We start from the raw sequence: 23730 nt of genomic DNA on the forward strand, positions 1-23730 counted from the left end.
CCTGCGGGGTGTGGGGAGGTCTGCCGGTGCGGCGTTGCCGTCAAGACCGCCGGCAGATCGGTGGGAGATGGGCGTCTTGCTGGCACCGAGCCCCTGGGCGCCGCCGAGAGTACCTCTTCAGGGCCAGTGGCTCGTTGGAGGCGTCTCGGCGCCACCGCTATCTCATCCCGGGTCGCCCGTCCGTGCCGAAGTCCTCCATCTGGGTGTCTTGGCTAGGTGCGTGACCCCTCGAGGCAGCGCCAGTCCGCATTCATCGACGCTCGCTTCAGCCGCTACGACCCGGTGAGAGGCAAATGGGCGCGACTGAGGCCTAGTGTCCCTGGTTCTCCTCAACTCTCATCGACGAGCCTCGTCGAGTCGTACGGCGCCCCCCCAATTCGAACTGATAAAGCGCTGTGATAAGTCCTGTGAATGTAAAAGTACCGGGCTGATCTAAGCCGATCGGGAGAATCCACCATCAAGGGGTCGTCAGAATGGAAGCGGGGAGCAGCGGAACCCTCCATCGCGACTCCGAGAAACCCCAACGAGAAACAAAAAGCTGTCAATAATTGGTATTGGCGATACCAATCGTGGCTCCCCTCCTGCCAGATTGGATCGATCAGGTCCTCAATCCAGCTGCGCCCTCCGAAGGCGGAACTCGTCCCCAGGATCGCGATGTCGTCGAGGATTTTCACCAGCTGCTCGGGGGTGAGCCGCGACGGCGCTCCCTGGAACTTCTCTATCACTTCACCGATGCTGGGGTAAGTTGGCTTCCACTCGTCCCTCAACGCGAGGAGTCGTTTAGCGCTATAGCCCCGCTCGGCCCGAATGATGTTTTCCCAAGTGATCCGAGAACCACCGGCGGCGGCGGCTAGGCACTCGTTCAGGAATGCAATGGCGTCCCTGGGGCGCATCAGGGTCCTTTTCAGAATGTAGTCGACGGCACTCCCTCGTGAAGAGTTCTTGCCCGGAGGTAAGATATCTCGCAGTGTCTGGGCCTGAATACCGTGGGTATCTGCGGCGACCTTCACACGGTCGTCTAGTAGGTCCTCGAGCTGATGCGATGTCCATCGGACATCGAGAATCATTGACCTGAACTTCTCCTCTTGGCCTCCGCTCTGGCCGAAATCGAGCTCTCGGAAGATGTTGCTTCTCAAAGCGACGATGACCTTCAGGTTCGTTACGCGCTTTAGATCGAGTACGACCCGGAAGAGGCACCGAATCAAGTCATTGGACAGTCGCTGATCGACCCAGTCGCGATCGAGATCGTCGATGACGACATAGGTGAAATGTTGTTCATCGAGTATTTCCTCATCTAGAACTGCCATCATTTTATTCAACTTTGCCAGCTGAACATCGTTTGCAATTCGCTGAAATCGCTCCGTCTGCTGGTAACCCGTGGAATGTTCAACTGTTTTCGTGCCGGACGTCCGGCCGCCTAGTTTCAGGGGGGCAAGGTTTATTCCGGCGGAGCCCTCTCCCCGGACGGTGGTCGCAAATTTGTCTGTGATTTCTCGAACTCGTTCATCTGTTTCAGCCCAGAATCGGCCATCGAACTCATCGAGATAGTCGAGGGCGGCTTGCTTTCCAGGATCCCTTGCGAGTCTTTCGCGGAGTGTCTGCAGTACGGTCTGTTTAGCGGCCGGTGAATTCACTTTGTATCGATGCTGGATGATCTCGACTAGCAACACGTGCTTCCACAGAGCCATCCAGAACTGGTCGAGGTTCACGTCGAGCGAGTCAAGAAATTGGATTGCGTCAAGTCCCGTGATATACGGGAGGCTGAGATCTTCGGGGCTAATACGAATCGTGTGATCGGGATCCGTGTCCTCGAGGTGCTGCAGCGCGGCTGACTTCCCTGCGCCAGTTCGTCCAACCACGAAGCAACGTTCATCGATCCTGCTTCGGAGGACTGAACTCGCGCCGGTCTCGAGAAAGGCAGCCTGAAGAAGTGGGTCTGCCTCGGCTTGCTCGCCTCCCAGCGTTAAGCTGGCGTCTAGCTTGGTGCGGGTGGTCTTCTTCGACATTCTTGCTCCCTGACGTTTAAGCGGGGCATAGCTCATCTGTTGCTAGGAGAAGCACTCCCTGCGTCGAGCGGAGATCGGGCCGACCGGTGTCGGTGCCGTGCTGGCGGGACATTCGATTCGCGACGCAAACGACGATCGTTGTATTGCAGGAGTTATTCGGATCTGGCCAAGACCCCGAGCCCCACCACCGCGACCAGGTTCACCGCACTCCCGACCAGGAACCCCGTCGTCCCACCCGCGACCCCCGCGACGCGTCCGAGTACCGCCATGAGCGCCGCTCCGACAACGAACCCGGCGACCGAAGCCAGGGCGACCTGCCGTGACCGCCCCGACGCGAGCAGCAGCGCCGCCGGCACGAGGCTGACGGTGAATACCCATACCGCGACCATCAAGTACCGCAGGTCGGCGACGGCAGCGGCACCCTCGGCTGGGTAGACGATCGGCAGGAACCACCCGGCGAGCAGCGCCACCAGCCCGAACACGACGGCCGAAGCAGCAGCGAACCCGACGACGAGCATCAGCGCTCCGCGAGACCGCAACGACCCACCATCCGTCCGGTGCGCGAACGCCGGCACGAGCACCTGCCCCAACGCCTGCCCGAGCATCGACGCCGGGGTCGCCAGGGTGAACGCCGCCGCGTAGACCCCGGCCTCGTGCGCCGACGAGGTCACTTGCGCCGAGATCATCGTCAACTGCAGCAACCCGTTCGACGTCACCACCGCCAGCACGTTCCACGCCGCGAACCCGAGCACCCCGGCGGCGGGTTCGCGAGCAGCAGACCCGAAACCGTTCCCCCGCGGCCAGCACGCGATCGCGAACACCGTGTACCCGATGGCCAGGGGCAGCAGCACGAAGGGTTCGAGTCGGGTGACGCACGCCACCACGAGCAACCCGAGCGCCAGCACGCTCGTCACCGAGTCCCAGAGTGCAACCCGCGGCGCCCGGCCGTAGCCGAGCTGCGCGCCGCGGGCGTAGCAGTACAACCCGTAGCCGACGACGACCCCGACACCACCGAGCACCATGCCGGGGCCGTTGCCCCGGGCGACCGCGACCGGGACGGTGACCGCTACGAGCACCACGGTCGACACCAGCATCGACAGCCCGAGCAGCCGGTTCACCGCGGCGTCCGACCGCCGACCCCGCAACGCGATCGCCAGGTACCGAGAGGCGGTGTTGCCCGCGGCGTTCGGCCAGAGCAGCGCGACGAACACCGACAGGGACAGCAGCGCCGTGGTCTGCCCGAGGGTCTCGGTGCCGAACACCCGCCCGACGACGACGGTCACGAGCAGCTTCGCGACGCCCTGCACCCCGATCCCGACGGTGGCGAGCACGGCCGACGACGCCACCGAAGACGACGACGCGATAGGCGAAGCCCCAGCACCAGCACCAGGACCAGAAGAGCCGCTCACCGCGCCAACGCCTGTTCCACCCATCCACGCCGATGCGCCCGCACCCCGAGCGTCACCGCCCGGACCCCGATGTACCCGAGGGCGAACGCCGCCCACAGCCCCGCGAGCGTCCCACCCGCCCACCACAGCAGCGGCAGGTACACGATCAAGTTCACACCGCCCGCGATCGCCAGGTACCGCGCATCGCCGGCCCCGATCAGTACCCCGTCGAGTACGAAGACGTACCCGGCGACGGGCATCCCGACCGCGATGAGCACCAGCACGACGGGTAGGGCGTCCCGCACCGCCTGCGAGTCCGAGAACACCGGCCCGAGCACTCCGCTCACGGCCAGGGTCAGCACCCCGAGCAGCACACCACCGGCGATCCCGAGCAGCACGAGCCGCCGCGTCACCAGTCGCACCCGCTCCGGGTCACGCCCGCCGAGTCCGTGCCCGACGAGCGCCTGCCCGGCGATCGCCAGGGCGTCGAGCGCGAACGCCAGCGTCGAGAACACCGTCAGCCCGACCTGCGTCGTCGCCAGCCCGGTGGTCCCCAACCCGGCAGCACCCCCGACGGTCGCGAGCATCGCGATCCGCAGCGACGCGGTCCGCAGGAACAGCCAGGCGCCCGAGCGCAGCGCCCGAGCGACGCCCGAGGCGCCGGGTCGCAGCGGTGCTCCCGACGACCGCGCGGCCCGTACGGCGATCCGGACGTAGACGATCGCCATCGCCCACTGCACGATGACGGTGCCGGCGGCGGACCCCTCGACGCCCCAGCCCGCGCCGTAGATCAGGACCGCGTTGAGCAGCCCGTTCGCGACGAACCCGACGGTCGCGACGACGAGCGGGGTCTTCGTGTCCTGCAACCCACGCAGCAGCCCGGTCGAGGCAGTGACGACCAGGATCCCGGGCAGCCCGATGAGCGACACCGTCAGGTACGCGGTCGCCGCTGCCGACACGTCGGGCGAGGCACCGAACAGGTCGACGAGCGGCCCGGCGAGCGGCCACCCGATCAGCGCCAGCACCACGCCCAGCACGAGCGCGAGCCACATCCCGTCGATGCCGGCGTGGACTGCGCCTCGTCGGTCGCCTCCGCCGAGCGCGCGGGCCACGGCCGGCGTCGTCGAGTACGCCAGGAACACCAGCAGCCCGGTCACGGTCGACAGCACGGCACTCGCGAGTCCGACGGCTGCCAGGGGCGTCGCGCCGAGGTGCCCGACGAGCGCGGTGTCGGTGAGCAGGAAGAGCGGCTCGACCACGAGCGCGCCGAGCGCGGGCACGGCCAGCCGCACGATGTCGCGATCGACCGCGCGCCGTTCGGTGGTCACTGCGGGTCGCGTCGGTCGGGGCACCGGCCCATTCTGGCGGCGATGCGCGGCCTGTGTGGTCCGCTCACGCCGTGGACGTGGCGACAGGGCGGACGGGAGGCCCGTGGCGGCGCCGCCACGGGCCTCCCGTCCGGTGGTCCCACGTCGTCAGGCCGGACGCGCGTTCCGGCCGACCACTCGCGTCAGTCGGCGCGCGGTTCGGCGGGGACGCCGCCGGTGGCGGCGTGCGCTTCCTCTGAGGCAGCGGGCGTCGCTTCGTCGGTGCCGCGCGCCCGTCCGATCAGGTCCATCAGGTGGTAGACGACGATCGCGGCGATGGTGCCGAGGATGATGCCGCCGAAGCTCGCCTGGCCGAACGCGAACGTGAAGTCCGCGATGCCGATGATGAGCGCGATGCCAGCGGTCAGCTGGTTCTTCGGCTTCGAGAAGTCGACCCGGTTCTCGACCCAGATCCGGATGCCGATGACACCGATCAGGCCGTACAGGGCGGTGGTCGCGCCGCCGAGCACGCCGGCGGGGACGGAGGAGATGACCGCACCGATCTTCGGGGAGAGGCCGAGCAGGACGGCGGCGATCGCGGCGACCCAGTACGCGGCGGTGGAGAAGACGCGGGTGGCGGCCATGACGCCGATGTTCTCGCCGTAGGTGGTGGTGGCGGAGCCGCCGCCGACGCCGGCCAGCACGGTCGAGATGCCGTCGGCGAAGAGCGCGCGGCCGGTGAGGGGCGTGAGGTCGCGGCCGGTGAGCTGCCCGACGCCCTTCACGTGGCCGACGTTCTCGGCGACGAGCGCCAGCACGACCGGCACGAACGCCAGGTAGATCGCGAGCTGCGACGGGTCGAACGCGGGAGCGGTGAACGTCGGCAGGCCGATCCAGGCGGCGTCGCCGACCTTCGAGTAGTCGACCTGGCCGCCGATCAGCGCCGCCACGTAGCCGACCAGGACGCCGATGACGATGGACAGGCGACCGATCAGCCCCTTGAACAGGACGGTGACCAGGATGATCGCCGCGAGGGTGATGACCGCGACGACCGGGGCGGCCGTGAAGTTGTCCTTCGCCGCCGGAGCCAGGTTGAACCCGATCAGGGCGACGATCGCACCGGACACCACCGGCGGCATCAGGCGGTCGATCCAGCCGGCGCCGGCCAGGTGCACCACGAGCCCGACGATCGCCAGGAGCGCACCGACGACGATGATGCCCGACAGGGCGAGGGGGATGCCGCCGATCTTCGTCGCGGCACCGATCGGCGCGATGAACGCGAACGACGACCCGAGGTAGCTCGGCAGCCGGTTGCCGGTGATGAGCAGGAACAGGATCGTGCCGATGCCGCTGAACAGCAGGGTCGTCGACGGCGGGAAGCCGGTGAGCAGCGGCACCAGGAAGGTGGCGCCGAACATCGCGACGACGTGCTGCACGCCGAGACCGATCGTCCGGCCCCAGGTGAGTCGCTCGTCCGGTGCCACGATCGTCGTCGCGGAGACGGTCTTGCCGTCGCCGTGCAGCTTCCACGGAAGTCCCATGCGATGACCGTACCGGCAGCCGTGCGCAGGTGACGACGGACACCGACCTGCTGCATGGCGTCGGTGGCTATCGTGGACCGCATGACCGACGTCGCACGTGCCTCAGGCATCCACACTGACGAACTCGACCCCGCGGTGCGCCCCCAGGACGACCTGTACCGCCACGTGAACGGCACCTGGATCGCCGAGACGCCGATCCCCGACGACAAGGCCCGCTACGGCTCCTTCACGGTGCTGGCCGAGGCCGCCGAACTCGCCGTCCGCGAGATCATCGAGCGCTCGCAGCAGGCCGCCCCCGGCACCGAGGAACGCAAGGTCGGTGACCTCTTCTCCTCCTTCACCGACGAAGCACGGCTCGAAGAGCTCGCCACCGCACCGATCGAGCCGCTCCTCGCCGAGATCACGGCCATCCAGTCCGTGCCCGAGCTCATCGCCACCGTCGGACGCTTCGAGCGCCTGGGCCTGCCGAGCTTCCTGCAGCTCTTCGTCGACAACGACCCGGGCGACCCCGAGTCCTACGTCGTGTTCCTCGAGCAGTCCGGTCTCGGCCTGCCCGACGAGTCCTACTACCGCGAAGAGCGCTTCGCCGACATCCGGACGAAGTACCGCGAGTTCGTCGCAGCGATGTTCCCGCTCGCCGGGTTCGAGGACGGCGGCGACCGCACCGAGCACGTCATCGCACTCGAGACCGCCCTGGCGTCGAAGCACTGGGACAACGTCACCACCCGCGACAGCCAGAAGACCTACAACAAGCTGCCGTGGGCCGAGGTCGCGGCGCTCGCCGAGGGCATCGACCTGCAGACCTGGTGGCAGGCCATCGACGCACCGGCCGGCGCGTTCGAGACCGTCGTGGTGCGCGAACCGTCGTTCATCACCGGCCTGGCCGAGCTCCTGCGCGACCAGCCGCTCGAGGTCTGGAAGGACTGGCTGCGCTGGCAGGTCATCCGTGGCTCGGCCGCGTACCTGACGAGCGCGTTCTCGGCCACGAACTTCTCGTTCTACGGCACCGCACTCACCGGGGCGCCGAAGCAGCGCGAGCGTTGGAAGCGCGGCGTCTCCCTGGTGGAGGGCGCGATGGGTGAGGCCGTCGGCCGGATCTACGTGCAGGAGCACTTCGACGAGACCTCGAAGGCCGCGATGGACGACCTCGTCGCCAACCTGGTCGAGGCGTACCGGCAGAGCATCACGGCGCTCGACTGGATGACCGACGAGACCCGTGCCCGTGCCCTCGACAAGCTCGACAAGTTCACGCCGAAGATCGGGTACCCGGTCAAGTGGCGTGACTACTCGGCACTGCCGGTCGTGCCCGACGACCTCGTCGCGAACGTCCGCGCCGTCGCGTCGTTCCAGGTCGACCGCGAGCTCGGCAAGATCGGCAAGCCGATCGACCGCGACGAGTGGTTCATGACCCCGCAGACGATCAACGCGTACTACAACCCCGGTTTCAACGAGATCGTGTTCCCCGCGGCGATCCTGCAGTTCCCGTTCTTCGACGCCGAGCGCGACGCCGCCGCCAACTACGGTGCGATCGGTGCCGTCATCGGCCACGAGATCGGGCACGGCTTCGACGACCAGGGCTCGCAGTACGACGGCGACGGCAAGCTCGAGAACTGGTGGACCGAGGCCGACCGCACGGCGTTCGAGGAGCGCACGAAGGCCCTCATCGCCCAGTACGACGCGCTCGTCCCGACCGAGGTGCCGGACGGCCACGTCAACGGTGCCCTGACGATCGGCGAGAACATCGGCGACCTCGGTGGCCTGTCGATCGCGTGGAAGGCGTACCTGCTGTCGCTCGACGGCCAGGAGCCCCCGGTCGTCGACGGCCTGACCGGTGCCGAGCGGTTCTTCCTGAGCTGGGCGCAGGCCTGGCAGATGGCGATCCGTCCGGAGGAAGCCGCTCGCCTGCTGTCGATCGATCCGCACTCGCCGAACGAGTTCCGGTGCAACCAGGTCGTCCGCAACATCGACGGCTACTACGACACGTTCGGCGTGACCGAGACGGACGCGATGTACCTCGACCCCGCCGAGCGCGTCGCGATCTGGTGATGGTGGAGCCGGACGCGGCTCGGTCGTCACGCCGTCGGCGGCCGGAGGACCGCTCGGGTGGTGGCGGTCGGGCCCGCGGCCGGCACAGCGGTCGGCCGGACGACCGGTTCGGCGCCACCACCGAGGCCCTCGGTGCCCTGGCGCTCGACGGCGCCGGGGTCAGCGCGTCGGTGATCGACACCTCGACCGGCAAGGCGCTGCTCGCGATCGACGACACCCTGGTGCAGCCCGTCGCGAGCCTCGGGCGCGTGCTGTTGCTGATCGAGGTCGCGGCGCAGCTCGAGGACGGCCGCCTGCACGGTGACCGCCTGCAGCGCATGGCGCGGGACACCGCGACCGGTGCCGGCCTGTGGCAGTTCCTGCAGGAGCCGACGATGCAAGTGCCCGACCTGGCGACCCTGGTCGGTGCCACCGGTGACACGTGGGCGATGAACGCACTGTTGTCGACGGTCGGCATCGACGCCGTCCGCGAGCGTGCGGAGTCGCTCGGCATCGAGCGGACCGCGCTGATCGACCGGGTGCGTGACCGTCGTGGTCCGGACGACGCCCCGGATGCCTCGGTGGCCCCGACGGGTGAGCTCGCGTGGGTGATGCGCGGACTGGCGCTCGGTGAGGTCGTGGACGAAGCGGTCTCGAACCGGGTGCTCGGCTGGCTGTCGCTGGCGAGTGACCTCAACCTGGTCGCCGGCTCGTTCGGCCTCGACCCCCTGGCGCACCGTGCGCTCGACCACGGGTTGCAGGTCGTCGCGGTCACCGGGTCGAGCACGGGCGTCCGCGCAGAGGCCGGGATCCTGCGGGGGCCCGGGTCGTCGGTCAGCTACGCGGTGACGGTGACGTTCGACGACGCCTCGTTGCAGCGGCGCCTCGCGGTCATCGAGTCGCTACGGACCATGGGCACCGAGCTGCTCGAGGCCGTGCACGCCCCGGCGCGCCGCTGACCGGGTCGCTCAGTTCCCCTCGGACGTTGCGTCGGGTGGCGGCACGCAGACCGACTCGGCGCTGAGGCTCAAGCCGTCGACGGTGCCGCGGATGCTGGCGGTGGCCGGGTCTGCGCCGGAGGAAGACGACCAGAAGTCGCGGCCCATCGCGCGGTCGCTGACCCCGAGGCCCTCGGACGTCCAGAGCGCGGTCACGGCGTCGAACGGCTCCTGGCCGTCGTCGACCACGTCGAACACGGGCACCACGCTGAACGCCGTCGCCCGGGTGCCGGTCGTGTCGGACGACCCGGACGTCGCGCACTGTTCGGTGCCCGTCGTCACGGTCGCTGGGACCCCGGCGGCGGCGGCTGACCGCTCGAGGAACGTGCGGAGCACGGTGGCGCGGTCGTCGACGTCTGCGGGGACCCACGGGGTCGGCGTGGGACTCGTCGGTGGGTCGCCGTCCGGACCGACGTCCCGCGGCCTGGGTGCGTCGAGGGGGAGTCCGAGCCACCCACTGACCGCGCCGCTGCCCAGGTCGAAGGCGGTCCGCGGTGCGCGGTGTGCATCGGCTGCCTCGTCCGTCGTCGCGGCGAGGGTCTCGGCGACCTCGCCGAGCGGGCGCACGCCGATCGACAGGGACGGCCGATCGGCCACTGCTGGGAGGCCGGAAGAGTCGTCGGAGGCCCGCGCCGCGTCTGCGTACGTCCTCCCCGGCGAGTAGAAGAGGTGCTCCACGTGGTGGTCGTCGGCGAGTGCGTCGATCGTGCGCAGCAGGGCCCGGCCGGGGTGCGTGGTCGTGACGCCGACGGACACGTCGCCGCGGCTCAAGGTCGTCGTCCTCGTCGTACTCGTGATCGTCGGCTCTGGACCGGTGATCGTCCGTACACGTTTCGCTGCATCGCTGAAGCTGACGCCCCGCACGAGCCCGATCCTCGGACCGGTCGGGGTCATCCACAGCTGTCGCACGAAGGTCTGCGTGCGCAGCCGACCGGCCAGGCCGACGACCCTGCGGTCCATCGGGTCGAGGCTGACCGGAGCGGTCTTCCGCGCAGCGGGCACGTCGAGTGTCACCTGCAGCGTCGTGCCGGTGACACCGCGCTCGGCGGTCCGCCGGACCCGCTCGGCGACGGCGAGGTCGGCGGTGTCCGCGGTGACCTGGAGCGACGTGAGCCAGTGGTCCGGGTCGTCCTTGGCGTCGAACTGGCGGATCTCACCCTCGGTCGAGCCCACGCCGGGCAGCCGATCGACGTCCGCGATCAGGTCCGCGAGCGCCGACTCCGACCCGTGCGGCGGCGGTGGCATCGTGCACGCTGCGAGTGCCAGCAGGGCCCCGAGTGCGGTCGCGATCGCGGCCGCGGAACGTGTTCGTCTACGAGCCCCCATGCCGTGAGTCTAGGAACGGGCCGTCGCAGTGCGGTATCGGTCGCGAGACCCATCGGTGTTCAGCGGAGGACCACGAACGACCGCAACGGCTGCGGGGCGACGTCGTGGACCTCGACGAAGCCACGCGACTCGTAGAACGCGCGCTGACCTGGCTCCGCATCGGTGAGCAGGACCGTCTGGCGGACACCCGCGTACCGCTCGAGGACGGCGTCGAGCAACGCGCCGCCGACGCCGGACCGGTGCGCTGCCGGCACCACGAGCAGGTCCTGGACGTAGACGATCGTCACGCCGTCGGACACCGTGCGGACGAGCCCGAGCAAGCGGTCATCGTCGTCGCGTGCGGTCAGCACGGTGTGGGAGCCCGCGATCGCCCTGGCGAGGGCGGCGGGGTCCTGCGTGTACGCGGTCCACCCGACGGCGTCGTAGAGGGTGAGGAGTTCGTCGGTCCCCGGTCGTTCGTCCCTGATGGCGAAGGTCACCAGTCCATCGTGCACGAGACCCGAGGTGGCCAGGCCGAGGTCGACACCGCCGCCGGGCCTCCGGTGAACTCTCGGAGGTGCCCTCCGTGGGCATCACGGCGATCCGACTGCCCGACGAGCCAGCCGTCACCCACCCGCTACGACGTCGCCTGACCCTCCGGCACGAGCGCCTGCACGGACAGCAGCGACGCATCGGCGGACGAGCACGCCTGGTAGTCGGTGTCCTTCACGAACAGCGACTGCTTGGATCCGGGCGGATACACGCGGAAGCCGTCCGGGGTCCTCGGCGAGCAGTCGGCCTTCGAGTAGTTCCCGGCCTGGACGATCTTGAGCGGGGCCACGGCGGTCTGCCCGGCGGCCAGGGTCACGGTCGGGTGCGGTGAGCTCTTCTCCTGGGTCGCCGCAGCACCGATCTGGGTGCCGTTGCCTCCGCCGACGAACGAGACGCCCGGCCACCCCTGCAGCGTGCAGGTGGTCGATCCGGTGTTCCGCAGTGCGAGGTGCACGATGACGCTGCCTGCCGCACCGCCGCTGCCCGGCTCGATGCTGGCGGCGAGCGAGGACGCGGCACAGCGACTGCCAGCGGCCGACCCGGATCCCGACGACCCGGATCCGGAGGACCCAGCACCGGCACCGGCCGATGCCGAAGCGCCGGAGGACGGGGTCGCGGACGACGACGACGCCGACGAGGACGACGACGCGGACGGCGACGGCGCGGGTGCGGTCACCGTCTCGGTGGCGGAGGGTTCCCCGCCGGAGGCACAACCCGCCAACGCCCCGACTGCGACGAGCCCGGTGACGGCGAGCAGGAACTTCGATCGGCTGCTGCGTTGCATGGTGCACAGGCAACCACCACCGGGAGATCGCGGTTCGGTCGGCGTCCAGGGACCGCGAGCACACTCCGGAGCAAGGAACCCGAGCAGCGGAGGTCGGACATGACGGGCAAGCACGAACAGGCACGTGGCGACGAGGGCCGCGCGGACGGGGTCGAGACCCGCGCAGGTGCCTTCACGGACAGCGAGATCCCGAGCGAGGGGCACGTCGAGTCGACGGAGCCGATCGGGGAGTTCGTCTCGAGCGACATCCCCGGTGAGACGCGTCCGACCGGAACCGGACCCGACGGCGAGTACGTCGACTCGGACATCCCCGGTGAGGCCGAGCCGGCCCAGAACGGCGAGGTCGGCGAGTACACCGACACCGACAAGGCCTGACGACTAGTCGATGCGCTCCGCCGCCACCAGGCGGCGGAGCGTCTCCACACCCGCTGGCGGGCAGCGACCGGCGTCCGCCGAGGTGACCCACTCGACCTCGTCCACCTCGGCCGAGGCGACGGGCGTGGCGGAGTCCAGCGGGCCTCCTGGTCGGACCAGGAACAGCGTCATCGCGACCATCGTGCCGGGCGCCTGCCCGTGGGCCGGCTCGAGGACGACGCCGAACGGGTCGACGTCATCGGCGGTCACCCGCAGGCCGGTCTCCTCGTGTGCTTCGCGGATGGCGGCGTCGAGGTCGGTCTCGTGCGGTTCGGCCTTGCCGCCGGGCAGGTAGAGCACGTCGCGCGCTCGCGCGCGCACCATCAGCACCCGTCGATCACGGATCAGCAGGAGCGCACTGACACGCAGCGTGGGTGGTTGCGAGCCTGTCTGGAGGCTCAGCTCGCGTCCGCCTGGTCGTCGCGTTCCGAGACCGTCGGGTCCAGGGCAGTGCGGTCGGCGAGCGGGACGACGGGCGCCGGCAGCTCTGCCTCGGGCTCGGGTCGCACGCCGAACAGGGCGTCGATGGCCCCGACGAACTCCTCACCACGGCCGGCGCGGCCGAGCTCGCGGGCCCGGACCGAGGGGCGGTGCAGCAGGACGCCGACCAGGTGCCGGAGCGCCCGCTCGGTGTGCTCGGCGGACTCGCCGTCGGCGTCACCGCGGCGCTTCGCACGGTCGATCTCGTCGTCGAGGATGTCGAACACGTGCTTGCGGAAGGCGACCAGGGCCGGGGTGGTCGACTGCTCGAGTGCCTGCGCCCGGAAGCGGGACACGGCGTCGTCGACCATCGCGCGGGCCTCGGACTCGGCGTTCAGCTCGGAGATCGGGGCGTGCAGGCTGATGGTCTCGAGGTCGAGCAGCTCGACACCGTCCACACCGGCAGCGGCCGGGTCGACGTTGCGGGGGAGTCCGAGGTCGATGACGATGCGGCGGACGCCGTCGTCGAGGTCGGCCGGTGCGACGACCGGGACCTCGCTCGACGTGCACGTGATCACGACGTCGCTGGTGCCGATCGCGTGGCGCAGGTCACGTGCGGCGACGAGGTCGTGCTTCGCGGCGAACCAGGCGGCACGGCCCGAGGGCGAGAACACCTGGATGTGCACGGCGCCGCGGTCGCGCAGGGCCGCGATGGTGGTGGCCGCGTAGCTCCCGGTGCCGATCAGCAGCACGCGGGTGTGCGCCCAGTCGGTGACGCGTGACGACGCGAGCTGCAGGCCGAGGCGCACCAGCGAACGACCGGCGGCACCGATCCGGGTGCGGGTCTTGACGCCGCGCGAGGTGTGGGCGGCTTCCTGGAAGAGCCGCTCGAGGTCCGAGGTGGTGGTGCCGTTGCTCCGGGCGTCCTCGAGCGAGCGGCGGACCTGCCCGGAGATCTCGGTCTCGCCGACGACGACGGACTCGAGTCCGCTCGACACGGCGAACAGGTGCTGCACGACGTCCTTGCCGCCGAGCACACTGACCGAATCACGCAGTTCGGTGGCGTCCAGGTCGCTCGCAGCGGCCACGGCCTGCACGGTGGCGGCGACGGCGGAGTCGCGGTCGTCGCCGGCGATGTCGAGGTACGCCTCGAAACGGTTGCAGGTGGCCAGCACCACTGCACCGTCCAGGACGTCGGAATCGGTGACGAGGTGGCCTGCTGCGGCCGGGGCAGCGATGCTCAGTCGCTCCAAGAGGTCGAAGCTGGCGTTGCGATGCGACGCCGTGAGACAGATGAGCACGTAGCCAATGGTAACGCGCTCGATGGGACAATCATCCGGTGACCGACGCGACGACCACATCCCTCCCCGACTCCCACCCCCTGGCATCAGGGCGGACGAGTGGTTCCCGCCTCGTCCGTGCCCTGCGGGGTGACCGTCCGGAGACGCTCCCGGTGTGGTTCATGCGGCAGGCCGGTCGGTCGTTGCCCGAGTACCGCGAGCTCCGGGTGGGCACGGCCATGCTCGACGCCTGCCTGGACCCCGAGATGGCGTCGGAGATCACGCTGCAGCCCGTCCGCCGGCACGGGGTGGACGCCGGCATCTTCTTCAGCGACATCGTCGTGCCGATCAAGCTCGCGGGCGTGGACGTCGAGATCGTCCCCGGTCGCGGCCCCGTGCTCGGCGCACCGATCCGCACCGCGGCGGACGTCGACGCCCTCGAGCCGCTGGACCCGGCGGCCCTCGAGCCGATCCGGCAGGCGGTCGCCCGCACGGTCGAGCAGCTCGGCGACACCCCGCTGATCGGGTTCGCAGGCGCTCCCTTCACGCTCGCGGCGTACCTGGTCGAGGGCGGCCCGTCGAAGGACCACATCCGCGCACGCACCCTCATGCACGCCGAGCCGGAGACGTGGTCGCGGCTGCTGGCCTGGGCGGCCGAGGTGTCGGGGGCGTTCCTCCGGGCCCAGGTGCTCGCCGGGGCCTCGGCCGCACAGCTCTTCGACTCGTGGGTCGGGTCCCTGTCGCGCGCCGACTACGTCCGGTACGTCGCACCGCACTCGGCGCAGGCGCTGTCCCACGTGACCGACCTGGGCGTGCCGCGCATCCACTTCGGCGTCGGCAGCGGCGAGGTCCTCGCCGACATGACCACGCTCGGCACCGACACGGTCGGCGTCGACGCGGTCGGGGTCGACTGGCGGCTCCCGCTCGACGAGGCCGTCCGCCGCGTCGGCACCGGCGTCAGTGTGCAGGGCAACATCGACCCGGCGATGCTCGCGGCCCCGTGGGAGGTCCTCGAAGCGCACGTGCGCGAGGTCGTCCGCCGCGGTGGCGCCGCCCGAGCCCACGTCGTGAACCTCGGCCACGGTGTGCCGCCGGAGACCGACCCGACGGTGCTGACGCGCGTCGTCGAGCTGGTCCACTCGCTCGGTGACGGGTCTGCCGCGTGACCGACGTCGTCGTGGTCGGCGGCGGGATCGCCGGACTCGTCACGGCTCGTGACCTGGCGAAGGGCGGCGCGGACGTCGTGCTCGTCGAGTCGTCCGGCGTGCTGGGCGGCATGATCCGGCGGCACACGGTCGGCGGCCTCGACCTCGACATGGCGGCGGACTCGTTCGCGACCCGCACGGATGCCGTCGGCCGCCTGGCGATCGAACTCGGGCTCGGCAACGACGTCGTCGCCCCGGACCCGCGCGGCGCCTGGTTGATGACCCGTGACGGCCGGACGTCGCCGATCCCCGCGACCGGGCTCCTCGGCATCCCGAGCACCCCGATGGCCGCCGACGTGCTCGCCGTCGTCGGGCAGAAGGGCGGGCTCCGCGCCCAGATGGACTCGCTGCTGCCCGGACCGGTCGGCGCCAAGGCCGAGTCCCTGGGCGAACTCGTCCGGCGGCGCATGGGGGAGCGGGTCCTCGACGACCTGGTCGTCCCGATCGCCGGCGGGGTGCACTCCACCCACCCGGACCAGCTCGACCCGGAGCGGGTGGCTCCCGGCCTCCGTGCGGCGCTGCTCCGCGAGGGCTCGCTGGCCCGCGCGGTCCTGGCACTCCGGGCCCGCGCGGCCGCCGGTACCCCGGTGCAGGGGATCCGGGGCGGGATCGTCCGGCTCGTGGACGAACTCGTCGCCGACATGGAGACCTACCGCGTCGACGTCCGGCTGCACACCCGGGCGACCCGGATCGAGGCCCACGCGGTCGAGGTCGTCTCCGTCGACGGCACGGTCGAACGCCTGCCCGCCCAGCACACCCTGTCGTCGGTGCCCGATCCCGAGCGCACCGCGGCGCCGGACCGGGCCGGCATCGAGCTCGTCACGCTCGTCGTCGACCAGCCCGAGCTCGACGCAGCCCCCCGCGGGACCGGGATGCTCGTGCACCCGGACGCGCAGGCCGTGTCGGCGAAGGCCCTGACGCACGCGACGGTGAAGTGGCCGTGGCTCGCCGAGGCGGCTGCCGGCCGCCACGTGCTGCGCCTGAGCTACGCGACGCCCGCCGACGCGACCAGCGCACCGGGTGCGAGCGGTCCCGACGACGCGGCCACGAGCCTCCCGGTCGACCCGGACGCACCCGTCGGCACCCGAGCGCTGCACGACGCGGCCACGCTGCTCGGCGTCCCCCTGACGGCGACGCACGTCGTGGGCGCTGCGCGCGTGCGCTGGCACGGTCCGGACCTGACCGCTGCCGGCCTCGGAGCGGGGGTCGTCGCTGTCGGCGAGGTCGCGACCGGTCGTGGCCTGGCGGGGATCATCGCGGCCGCCCGGACCGCCGCTGGACAGATCCTGGATTCCTGAGCGGACCCCAGACCGCCCGGGGGCTACTGTTGGTGAGACCGTCGGACGTATTCCGTTCGGCGCATGACCACCGCACACTGAACCAACGGAGGAATCGCACATGCGCGGAAAGCTCCTGTTCGTCGCCGGCGCCGCACTCGGGTACGTCCTGGGATCGCGAGCCGGACGGGCGCGGTACGAGCAGATCAAGACCGTCAGCGGCAAGGTCTGGAACAGCAACGGCGTCCAGAAGGGCGTGCACGTCGCCGAGGACTTCATCGCCGACAAGACCCCGGACGTCGCCGAGTTCATCGGTGAGACGACCAAGAAGGCCGTCCGCAAGGTCGGCCAGAAGAAGGACACCACCACCTCATGACCGACACCCGCGACCGCAAGTCGCGTTCGCTGTTCGGTCTAGTGGGCGACGTCCCGAAGCTCGTCAAGGGCCTGGTCAAGGGTGAGATCGACCTGCTCAAGGCCGAGATGCTCACGAAGGCCAAGATCTTCGGGCTCGCCGCGGGGCTGCTGGTCGGCGCACTCGTCATCGTGCTCTACGCGATCGGCGTGCTCCTGACCGCCGCCGTGATGGGCCTGGCGACCGTGATGCCGGCCTGGCTCGCAGCGATCGTGATCGCCGTGGTGATGCTGATCGTCGCCGCCATCCTCGGGTGGATCGGCTGGAAGCGCCTGAAGAAGGGTCTTCCGATCACGCCGAAGCGCACGATCGACAGCGTCAAGAACGACATCAACGCGGTGAAGGGGATGGGCAAGAAGCCCACTCCGCCGAGCCAGTACGGCAGCCGCAAGCCGGACGTCGGCGGCCGGTTCTGAGCCCCGACAGCCGCACCACCGACGGAGGAACCGTGACCGATCCGCACGACGATCTCGCAGACCGCGTCGCCGCGACCCGCGCCCAGCTGTTCGACACCCTCGACGCGATCGAGGACAAGCTCAACGTGCCGAAGCAGATTGGCATCGCGGCGTCGAAGGTCAAGCGCGGCATCGACGAGAAGCCGGTCCCGTACCTGGCCGGGCTCGCAGCCGGAGTAGCGGTGGTCGGGGGTATCGTCGTGATGGTGCTCCGACGGCGGTAGACCGCCCGAGCGCGGTCCACCGGGTGCGGGGCGGCCACAACCCTGGCAACCGATAGGACAAAGGATCCATGAGTTCCGACGCGCCCGCTCCTGCAACTGCGCACACCTCTCCGCACGAGACCGACCCCGCGACGGGGATCGATCCCAACCTCATGACGGCGTACGCCCTCTGGGCCGTGTTCCGCAGGCCGCTCGGCCCGGTCCACCGCGTCGGCGACGACGCCGTGGCCGAACTCGACGCCGTGGTCGCGTCCGCCGCTGAGCGCGGGGTGACCGTCCGTGGCTTCTACGACGTCTCCGGCTTCCGTGCCGACGCCGACGTCATGATCTGGCTGCACGGCGACGACGCGCAGGTCATCCAGGCCGTGCTGCGCGAGATCCGCCGCACCGGGCTGTTCCAGGACACCGAACCGGTGTGGCACGTCATGGCGATGCACCGCGAAGCCGAGTTCAACAAGCGGCACACCCCCGCCTTCCTGCGCGGCAAGGACCCCGAGGCGTGGATCACGGTGTACCCCTTCGTCCGCTCCTTCGAGTGGTACCTGCTGCCCGAGGACGAGCGCTCGAAGATGCTGCGCGACCACGGGATCGCCGGCGCCAAGTACCGCCGCGTCCTGACGAACACCATCGCGACCTTCGCCCTGAGCGACTACGAGTGGATCCTGCCGCTCGAGAGCCCCGAGCTCGTCGACCTCGTCGACCTCATGCGCGACCTCCGGGCCACCGAGGCCCGTCTGCACGTGCGCGAAGAGGTCCCCTTCTTCACGGGTCGTCGCGTGACGACCGCCGAACTCCCGGAGGTGCTGTCATGACCGACACCAGCCTGATCACGAACGGTCAGCCCGTCCTCGCCGCCACCCCCGCGGCCGCTTCCGGCCCGGAGCACGTCGAGGTCCCGACCGCGTACGACGCGATCCTGCTCGCCGGCTTCGGTGGCCCCGAGGGCCAGGACGACGTCATCCCCTTCCTGCGCAACGTCACCCGCGGCCGCGGCATCCCGGACGAGCGTCTGGAGGAGGTGGCGCACCACTACCGGCACTTCGGCGGCGTGAGCCCGATCAACGCGCAGAACCGCGCGCTGAAGGCCGCGCTCGAGGCCGAGCTGGCATCGCGCGGCATCGACATGCCCGTGCTCTGGGGCAACCGCAACTGGGAGCCCTACCTGGAAGGCGCCTTCACCGAGGCAGCCGACAAGGGCTACAACAAGCTCATCGCCATCGCGACGAGCGCCTACTCGTCGTTCTCCAGCTGCCGCCAGTACCGCGAGGACTACGCGCGCGTGCTCGACGAGACCGGACTGCTCGGTACCATCGAGATCGACAAGATCCGGCAGTTCTTCGACCACCCCGGCTTCGTCCGGCCCTTCGTCGACGGTGTCCGTGACGGCATGGCCCAGGCAATCGCCGAGAACGACGGGCTCGACGTCGCGACCGAGCTGCACGTGCTGTTCTCGACCCACTCGATCCCGTCGACCGACGCCGCGAAGTCCGGCCCCGACTACCGGGGCTTCGACGAGCACGGCGCCTACGAGGCACAGCACCTCGCCGTCGCGCAGGTCGTCCTCGACCAGGCGTGGGCGGAGCTGCTCGAGCAGCCCGAGCACGCACACCTGCAGGGCACGTCCAAGCCGGCGTGGAAGCTCGTCTACCAGTCGCGCTCCGGTCCCCCGACGCAGCCGTGGCTCGAGCCCGACATCAACGACTACATGAACGAGGAGCTCAAGGGCGGCTCGACCCGCGCCGTGCTCATCGTCCCGCTCGGCTTCGTGAGCGACCACATGGAGGTCATGTGGGACCTCGACGAGGAAGCCACCGAGACCGCGCAGGAGCTCGGCTTCTGGTCGGTCCGCACGCAGACCCCCGGCGTCGATCCGGCCTACGTCTCCGGTCTGGTCGACCTGGTGCTCGAGCGCGTCAACGGCACCCCCACCAGCGAGCGTCCGCACCTGACCGACATCGGCCCCTGGTACGACGTCTGCCGCCCGGGCTGCTGCGAGAACGTCCGCGCCGGCTTCAAGCCCGCGGCCGCCGGCGTCGCACCGTGACCGATGCACCGACCCCGATCCGGCTGGGCACCCGCGCCAGCCGGCTCGCGGTCGCGCAGTCGCAGGACGTCGCCGACCGCCTGGCAGCGGCGGCCGGTCGTCCGGTCGAGCTCGTCACGGTCACGAGCGAGGGCGACACGAACCGGGCCTCGCTCGCGTCGCTGGGCGGCACCGGTGTGTTCGCCAGCGCCCTGCGCGAAGCCCTGGTCGCCGGCGAGGTCGACGTCCTGGTGCACTCGCTCAAGGACCTGCCGACCGCGCCGTACCCGGGCCTGACGATCGCTGCCGTGCCGAAGCGTGCCGACGCCCGCGACGTCCTCGTCGCGCGGAACGGCGCCACGGTCGAGAGCCTGCCCGAGGGCGCGAAGGTCGGCACGGGCTCACCGCGTCGCGTCGCGCAGCTCAAGGCGAAGCGCCCCGACCTGGACGTCATCGACATCCGCGGCAACATCGACACCCGCCTGGGTCGGGTGGACGACGACCTCGACGCCGTCGTGCTCGCCGCCGCCGGGCTCACCCGCATCGACCGCCTGTCGGCCGCCACCGAACTGCTCGACCTCGGTTTCTGGCCGAGCGCTCCGGGGCAGGGCGCACTGGCGATCGAGACCCGCGCTGCTGAGACCGACACGAACCTGCTCGCCGCGCTGCGCAAGATCGAGCACGCCCCGACCCGCCTGACGGTGACGGCCGAGCGCGAGGTGCTGGCGAAGCTCGAGGCCGGCTGCTCCGCCCCGATCGGTGCGACCGCGGTCGTGGACGCCGAGCTCCTGCTCGTCTCCGCCACCGTCTACAGCCCCGACGGCGCCGAGTACCGCACGGCGTCGCACGCTGCCGTGCTCGAGGGATCCGCGCAGGACCGTCTCGCCGAAGCGCTCGAGGTCGGTGGCCGCGTGGCCGCCGAGCTGCTCGAGAACGGTGCCGGCGACCTGGCGGACCTCGCCGACTCGGTGAAGTAGAGCCCGTCACGGACACGCCCGCTCCCGTCGTCGTCATCCCCCGGGGCGGCGCGTGGGGCGAGCGCGTCGCGACGGCGGCTCGGCAGCGCGGGCTCGACCCGCGGGTCGTGCCCCTCATCACGACCGAGCCGCCGCTCGACGGCGGCCCGCTCGACCGTGCCGTCGCCCGCGTAGCCGGGTACGCGTGGGTGGTGGTGACCAGTGCGACGGCCGTCACGGTGCTCGCGGAACGCGTGGCGGGCCTCCCGTCCGGTGTCCGCGTTGCGGCGGTCGGTGAGCCGACCGCCCGTGCCGCGCGTGCTGCGGGCTGGGTCGTCGACCTCGTGCCGGAGCAGGCCTCGGCCGCTGCCCTCGTCGACGCGCTGCCGGACACCGACGGCACCGTGCTCTTCCCGCGCTCCGAGATCGCCGCGCCGACCCTCGTCGACGGACTGCGGGCCCGCAGCATCGACGTGGACGACGTGGTCGCGTACCGTACCGTGGGGACCGGCGACGAGCCGGTCACCCTCGACGCGGTGCCCGACGCGGTGCTCGTGACGAGCGGCAGCGTCGCCCGCGAGATCGCCCGCCGGATGACCCCGCTCGACCCCCGCACCCTCGTGGCCTGCATCGGCCCCGGAACCGCCGCCGACGCGCGCGCGGCTGGACTGCCGGTCGACGTCGTCGGACCCACCCGGTCCGCAGAAGCCCTGCTCGACGCCGTCGTCGAGGCCCTGAACCCCACCGCCCCCGAACAGGAAGGCCACCCGTGACCGGCCGTTTCCCCCAGGTCCGCCCCCGTCGACTCCGCGCCACCCCCGCGATGCGACGGCTCGTCGCCGAGACCCGTCTGCACCCAGCCGAGCTCGTGCTGCCGATGTTCATCCGCGAGGGCGCGACCGACGCCGTCGACATCTCGAGCATGCCGGGCGTGCAGCAGCACTCGCTCGACTCGTTCCGTCGCGCCCTGGTGTCGGCCGCGGAGGTCGGCATCGGCGGCGTGAACCTGTTCGGCGTCCCGACCGCGAAGGACGCCACCGGTTCCGGCGCGACCGACCCCGACGGCATCCTCAACGTGGCCATCCGCGTGGCGAAGGAGGAGGTCGGTGACGACCTGGTGGTGCAGTCCGACCTGTGCCTCGACGAGTTCACCGACCACGGCCACTGCGGTGTCCTGGCGGCGGACGGCACGGTCGACAACGACGCCACCCTGCTGCGCTACCGCGACATGGCGGTCGCGCAGGCCGAGGCCGGTGCCGAACTGGTGTGCCTGAGCGGGATGATGGACGGCCAGATCGCCGCCGCGCGTGACGCGCTCGACGGCGCCGGCCACACCGGCACCGCGCTGCTCGCCTACGCGGCCAAGTACGCGTCCGCCTTCTACGGCCCCTTCCGCGAGGCCGTGTCGTCGTCGCTCGTCGGCGACCGGCGGACGTACCAGATCGATGCCGCCAACGGTCGGCAGGGGCTACGCGAGGTCGCGCTCGACGTCGACGAGGGTGCGGACGTCGTCATGGTGAAGCCGGCGATGAGCTACCTCGACGTGCTCGCCGAGACCGCTGCGACGTCGCCCGTGCCGGTCTGGGCCTACCAGATCTCCGGCGAGTACGCGATGATCACGGCAGCCGCGCAGAACGGCTGGATCGACCGTGACGCCGCCGCGATGGAGTCGCTCATCGGCATCAAGCGTGCCGGCGCCGACGCGATCCTGACCTACTTCGCCGTCGACATCGCACGGAAGCTCAACCAGGAGGCCGGCCTCCGCACCTCCGGCACCACCGCCGCAGTCGCCGGCATCGCCTCGACCGGGAAGGCCCCCGAATGACCACGAACGACCAGCTGTTCGGCCGCGCGAAGAACGCGATCCCCGGCGGCGTGAACTCGCCCGTCCGTGCCTACGGATCGGTGGGCGGCACCCCGCGTTTCCTGGTGTCGGCGAAGGGCGCGTACGTCACCGACGCCGAGGGTCGCGAGTACGTCGACCTCGTGGCGTCGTGGGGACCCGCGATCCTGGGCCACGCGCACCCGGGCACCGTCGAGGCCGTGCAGCAGGCCGCCGCGCGCGGACTGTCCTTCGGCGCCTCGACCCCGGGTGAGACCGAGCTCGCCGAGCTCGTGAAGCAGCGGGTGTCGGTCGACGGCGACGGCCCCATCGAGAAGCTCCGCATGGTGTCCACCGGCACCGAGGCCACGATGACGGCGATCCGGTTGGCCCGCGGCTACACCGGCCGCGACCTGCTCGTGAAGTTCGCCGGGCACTACCACGGACACTCCGACTCCCTGCTCGCCGAGGCCGGTTCGGGTGTCGCCACCCTGGCCCTGCCGGGCAGCGCGGGCATCACCGAGGAGACCGCGGCGCAGACCCTGGTGCTGCCGTACAACGACCTCGACGCCGTCCGCCGCGCGTTCGACGAGCACTCCGAGCGCATCGCCGGCGTCATCGTCGAGGCCGCCGCGGCGAACATGGGCGTGCTCGCTCCCGAGCGCGGGTTCAACCGCGCGCTCGCGCAGATCGTGCAGGCGCACGGGGCGCTGCTCATCGTCGACGAGGTCCTGACCGGGTTCCGCGTCGGGTCGGCCGGCTGGTGGGGCCTCGAGGCGTCGAAGGTCGTCCCCGACGGCGCCGGCTGGAAGCCCGACCTGATCACGTTCGGCAAGGTCATCGGTGGCGGCATGCCCCTCGCCGCGCTCGGCGGCCGACGCGAGGTCATGGACTTCCTCGCCCCGCTCGGCCCCGTGTACCAAGCGGGCACCCTGTCCGGCAACCCGCTCGCCGTCGCCGCCGGCATCGCCACGCTCCGGGCCGCGACGCCGTCGGTGTACGAATCGCTGAACCGCACGGCCTCGGTCATCTCCGCGGCCACGTCGGACGCGCTGTCCGCCGAGGGCGTCGCCCACACCGTGCAGCGCGCCGGCAACCTGTTCTCGTTCGCCTTCACGGACACCGCCCCGCGGAACTACGACGACGTGCGGGCGCAGGACGTGTTCCGGTACGCGCCGTTCTTCCACTCGATGCTCGACTCCGGGGTGACCCTGCCGCCGAGCGTGTTCGAGGCGTGGTTCGTCACGGCCGCCCACGACGAGCGGGCCGTCGGACGCATCCTCGACGCCCTGCCCGCCGCGGCGAGGGCAGCGGCCGCCGCGACGGCGTAGGG

23 protein-coding genes are annotated in these 23730 nt (G+C 70.7%); 14 read left to right on the forward strand and 9 right to left on the reverse strand.

Annotation, left to right across the window (positions count from 1 at the left end; genetic code table 11):
• Positions 1-329: 329 nt before the first annotated feature.
• The 4 genes from DEJ14_RS00460 to DEJ14_RS00475 all read right to left on the reverse strand — a co-directional run bounded on the left by DEJ14_RS00460 (position 330) and on the right by DEJ14_RS00475 (position 6242).
• Positions 330-2006, reverse strand: a complete 1677-nt coding sequence (locus DEJ14_RS00460; protein WP_146249660.1) for a P-loop ATPase, Sll1717 family — start codon at positions 2004-2006, stop codon at positions 330-332.
• A 152-nt stretch (positions 2007-2158) separates the two neighbouring features.
• Positions 2159-3337, reverse strand: a complete 1179-nt coding sequence (locus DEJ14_RS00465) for a lipopolysaccharide biosynthesis protein (RefSeq protein WP_146249661.1) — start codon at positions 3335-3337, stop codon at positions 2159-2161.
• Between the two features lie 74 nt (positions 3338-3411).
• Entirely contained in the window at positions 3412-4722 is a 1311-nt protein-coding gene (locus DEJ14_RS00470; RefSeq protein ID WP_111083755.1) for an MATE family efflux transporter, read from the reverse strand.
• A gap of 182 nt (positions 4723-4904) precedes the next feature.
• The gene (locus DEJ14_RS00475) at positions 4905-6242 is read right to left on the reverse strand and encodes a uracil-xanthine permease family protein (protein ID WP_111083756.1); all 1338 of its coding nucleotides are present in this window, start codon (positions 6240-6242) and stop codon (positions 4905-4907) included.
• 81 nt (positions 6243-6323) lie between these two features.
• Here DEJ14_RS00475 and DEJ14_RS00480 point away from each other — a divergent pair, with 81 nt between their 5' ends.
• Together DEJ14_RS00480 and DEJ14_RS00485 are read left to right on the forward strand one after the other, a co-directional pair.
• Positions 6324-8288, forward strand: a complete 1965-nt coding sequence (locus tag DEJ14_RS00480) for a M13 family metallopeptidase (protein ID WP_111083848.1) — start codon at positions 6324-6326, stop codon at positions 8286-8288.
• Positions 8288-9226, forward strand: a complete 939-nt coding sequence (locus DEJ14_RS00485; RefSeq protein ID WP_111083757.1) for a serine hydrolase — start codon at positions 8288-8290, stop codon at positions 9224-9226. Before DEJ14_RS00480 ends, DEJ14_RS00485 begins: the two co-directional genes overlap by 1 nt.
• Before the next feature lie 9 nt (positions 9227-9235).
• On the opposite strand, the gene DEJ14_RS00490 is transcribed toward DEJ14_RS00485, so the two are convergent.
• The 3 genes from DEJ14_RS00490 to DEJ14_RS00500 form a co-directional block, all read right to left on the reverse strand.
• A complete protein-coding gene (locus tag DEJ14_RS00490; protein WP_146249662.1) occupies positions 9236-10591 on the reverse strand; it encodes a hypothetical protein in 1356 nt (451 codons plus the stop codon).
• Between the two features lie 59 nt (positions 10592-10650).
• A complete protein-coding gene (locus DEJ14_RS00495) occupies positions 10651-11070 on the reverse strand; it encodes a GNAT family N-acetyltransferase (RefSeq protein ID WP_111083759.1) in 420 nt (139 codons plus the stop codon).
• 137 nt (positions 11071-11207) lie between these two features.
• Complete coding sequence (locus DEJ14_RS00500; RefSeq protein ID WP_111083760.1) at positions 11208-11906, reverse strand: DUF4232 domain-containing protein; 699 nt, start codon at positions 11904-11906, stop codon at positions 11208-11210.
• A gap of 99 nt (positions 11907-12005) precedes the next feature.
• On the opposite strand from DEJ14_RS00500, the gene DEJ14_RS00505 reads away from it, so the two are divergent.
• Complete coding sequence (locus DEJ14_RS00505) at positions 12006-12281, forward strand: hypothetical protein (protein ID WP_111083761.1); 276 nt, start codon at positions 12006-12008, stop codon at positions 12279-12281.
• Positions 12282-12284: 3 nt separating this feature from the next.
• Here DEJ14_RS00505 and DEJ14_RS00510 read toward each other — a convergent pair whose 3' ends face one another.
• Together DEJ14_RS00510 and DEJ14_RS00515 are read right to left on the reverse strand one after the other, a co-directional pair.
• A complete protein-coding gene (locus tag DEJ14_RS00510; RefSeq protein WP_258373153.1) occupies positions 12285-12722 on the reverse strand; it encodes an NUDIX hydrolase in 438 nt (145 codons plus the stop codon).
• On the reverse strand, positions 12719-14041 hold the full coding sequence (locus DEJ14_RS00515) for a glutamyl-tRNA reductase (protein WP_111083763.1): 1323 nt from the start codon (positions 14039-14041) through the stop codon (positions 12719-12721). Before DEJ14_RS00515 ends, DEJ14_RS00510 begins: the two co-directional genes overlap by 4 nt.
• A 38-nt stretch (positions 14042-14079) precedes the next feature.
• Between DEJ14_RS00515 and hemE the strand changes: the two genes are divergently transcribed.
• The 11 genes from hemE to hemL all read left to right on the forward strand — a co-directional run bounded on the left by hemE (position 14080) and on the right by hemL (position 23728).
• Positions 14080-15186 carry a uroporphyrinogen decarboxylase gene (gene hemE / locus DEJ14_RS00520; RefSeq protein ID WP_111083764.1) on the forward strand — a complete coding sequence of 369 codons (1107 nt, stop codon included), beginning with the start codon at positions 14080-14082 and terminating at the stop codon, positions 15184-15186.
• On the forward strand, positions 15183-16523 hold the full coding sequence (locus DEJ14_RS00525) for a protoporphyrinogen/coproporphyrinogen oxidase (protein WP_111083765.1): 1341 nt from the start codon (positions 15183-15185) through the stop codon (positions 16521-16523). Before hemE ends, DEJ14_RS00525 begins: the two co-directional genes overlap by 4 nt.
• 100 nt (positions 16524-16623) lie before the next feature.
• A complete protein-coding gene (locus DEJ14_RS00530) occupies positions 16624-16878 on the forward strand; it encodes a hypothetical protein (protein WP_017887727.1) in 255 nt (84 codons plus the stop codon).
• On the forward strand, positions 16875-17333 hold the full coding sequence (locus DEJ14_RS00535) for a phage holin family protein (protein WP_111083766.1): 459 nt from the start codon (positions 16875-16877) through the stop codon (positions 17331-17333). The genes DEJ14_RS00530 and DEJ14_RS00535 overlap by 4 nt, the downstream gene beginning before the upstream one ends.
• A 32-nt stretch (positions 17334-17365) precedes the next feature.
• Positions 17366-17596, forward strand: coding sequence for a DUF3618 domain-containing protein (locus DEJ14_RS00540; protein WP_111083767.1), 231 nt, complete (start codon positions 17366-17368; stop codon positions 17594-17596).
• A 68-nt stretch (positions 17597-17664) separates the two neighbouring features.
• Positions 17665-18408, forward strand: a complete 744-nt coding sequence (gene hemQ / locus DEJ14_RS00545) for a hydrogen peroxide-dependent heme synthase (protein WP_228505515.1) — start codon at positions 17665-17667, stop codon at positions 18406-18408.
• A complete protein-coding gene (locus DEJ14_RS00550) occupies positions 18405-19640 on the forward strand; it encodes a ferrochelatase (protein WP_111083769.1) in 1236 nt (411 codons plus the stop codon). Before hemQ ends, DEJ14_RS00550 begins: the two co-directional genes overlap by 4 nt.
• Positions 19637-20596: a hydroxymethylbilane synthase gene (hemC, locus tag DEJ14_RS00555; RefSeq protein ID WP_111083770.1), complete on the forward strand. Its 960-nt coding sequence runs from the start codon at positions 19637-19639 to the stop codon at positions 20594-20596. The genes DEJ14_RS00550 and hemC overlap by 4 nt, the downstream gene beginning before the upstream one ends.
• A gap of 35 nt (positions 20597-20631) precedes the next feature.
• On the forward strand, positions 20632-21348 hold the full coding sequence (locus DEJ14_RS00560) for a uroporphyrinogen-III synthase (protein WP_502868838.1): 717 nt from the start codon (positions 20632-20634) through the stop codon (positions 21346-21348).
• Positions 21345-22400 carry a porphobilinogen synthase gene (hemB, locus tag DEJ14_RS00565; protein ID WP_258373147.1) on the forward strand — a complete coding sequence of 352 codons (1056 nt, stop codon included), beginning with the start codon at positions 21345-21347 and terminating at the stop codon, positions 22398-22400. The genes DEJ14_RS00560 and hemB overlap by 4 nt, the downstream gene beginning before the upstream one ends.
• Positions 22397-23728: a glutamate-1-semialdehyde 2,1-aminomutase gene (hemL, locus tag DEJ14_RS00570; protein ID WP_111083773.1), complete on the forward strand. Its 1332-nt coding sequence runs from the start codon at positions 22397-22399 to the stop codon at positions 23726-23728. Before hemB ends, hemL begins: the two co-directional genes overlap by 4 nt.
• Positions 23729-23730 lie beyond the last annotated feature (2 nt).

Origin of the sequence: Curtobacterium sp. MCJR17_020, from assembly GCF_003234365.2 — a bacterium.
In the GTDB taxonomy this organism is placed as follows: Bacteria; Actinomycetota; Actinomycetes; order Actinomycetales; family Microbacteriaceae; genus Curtobacterium.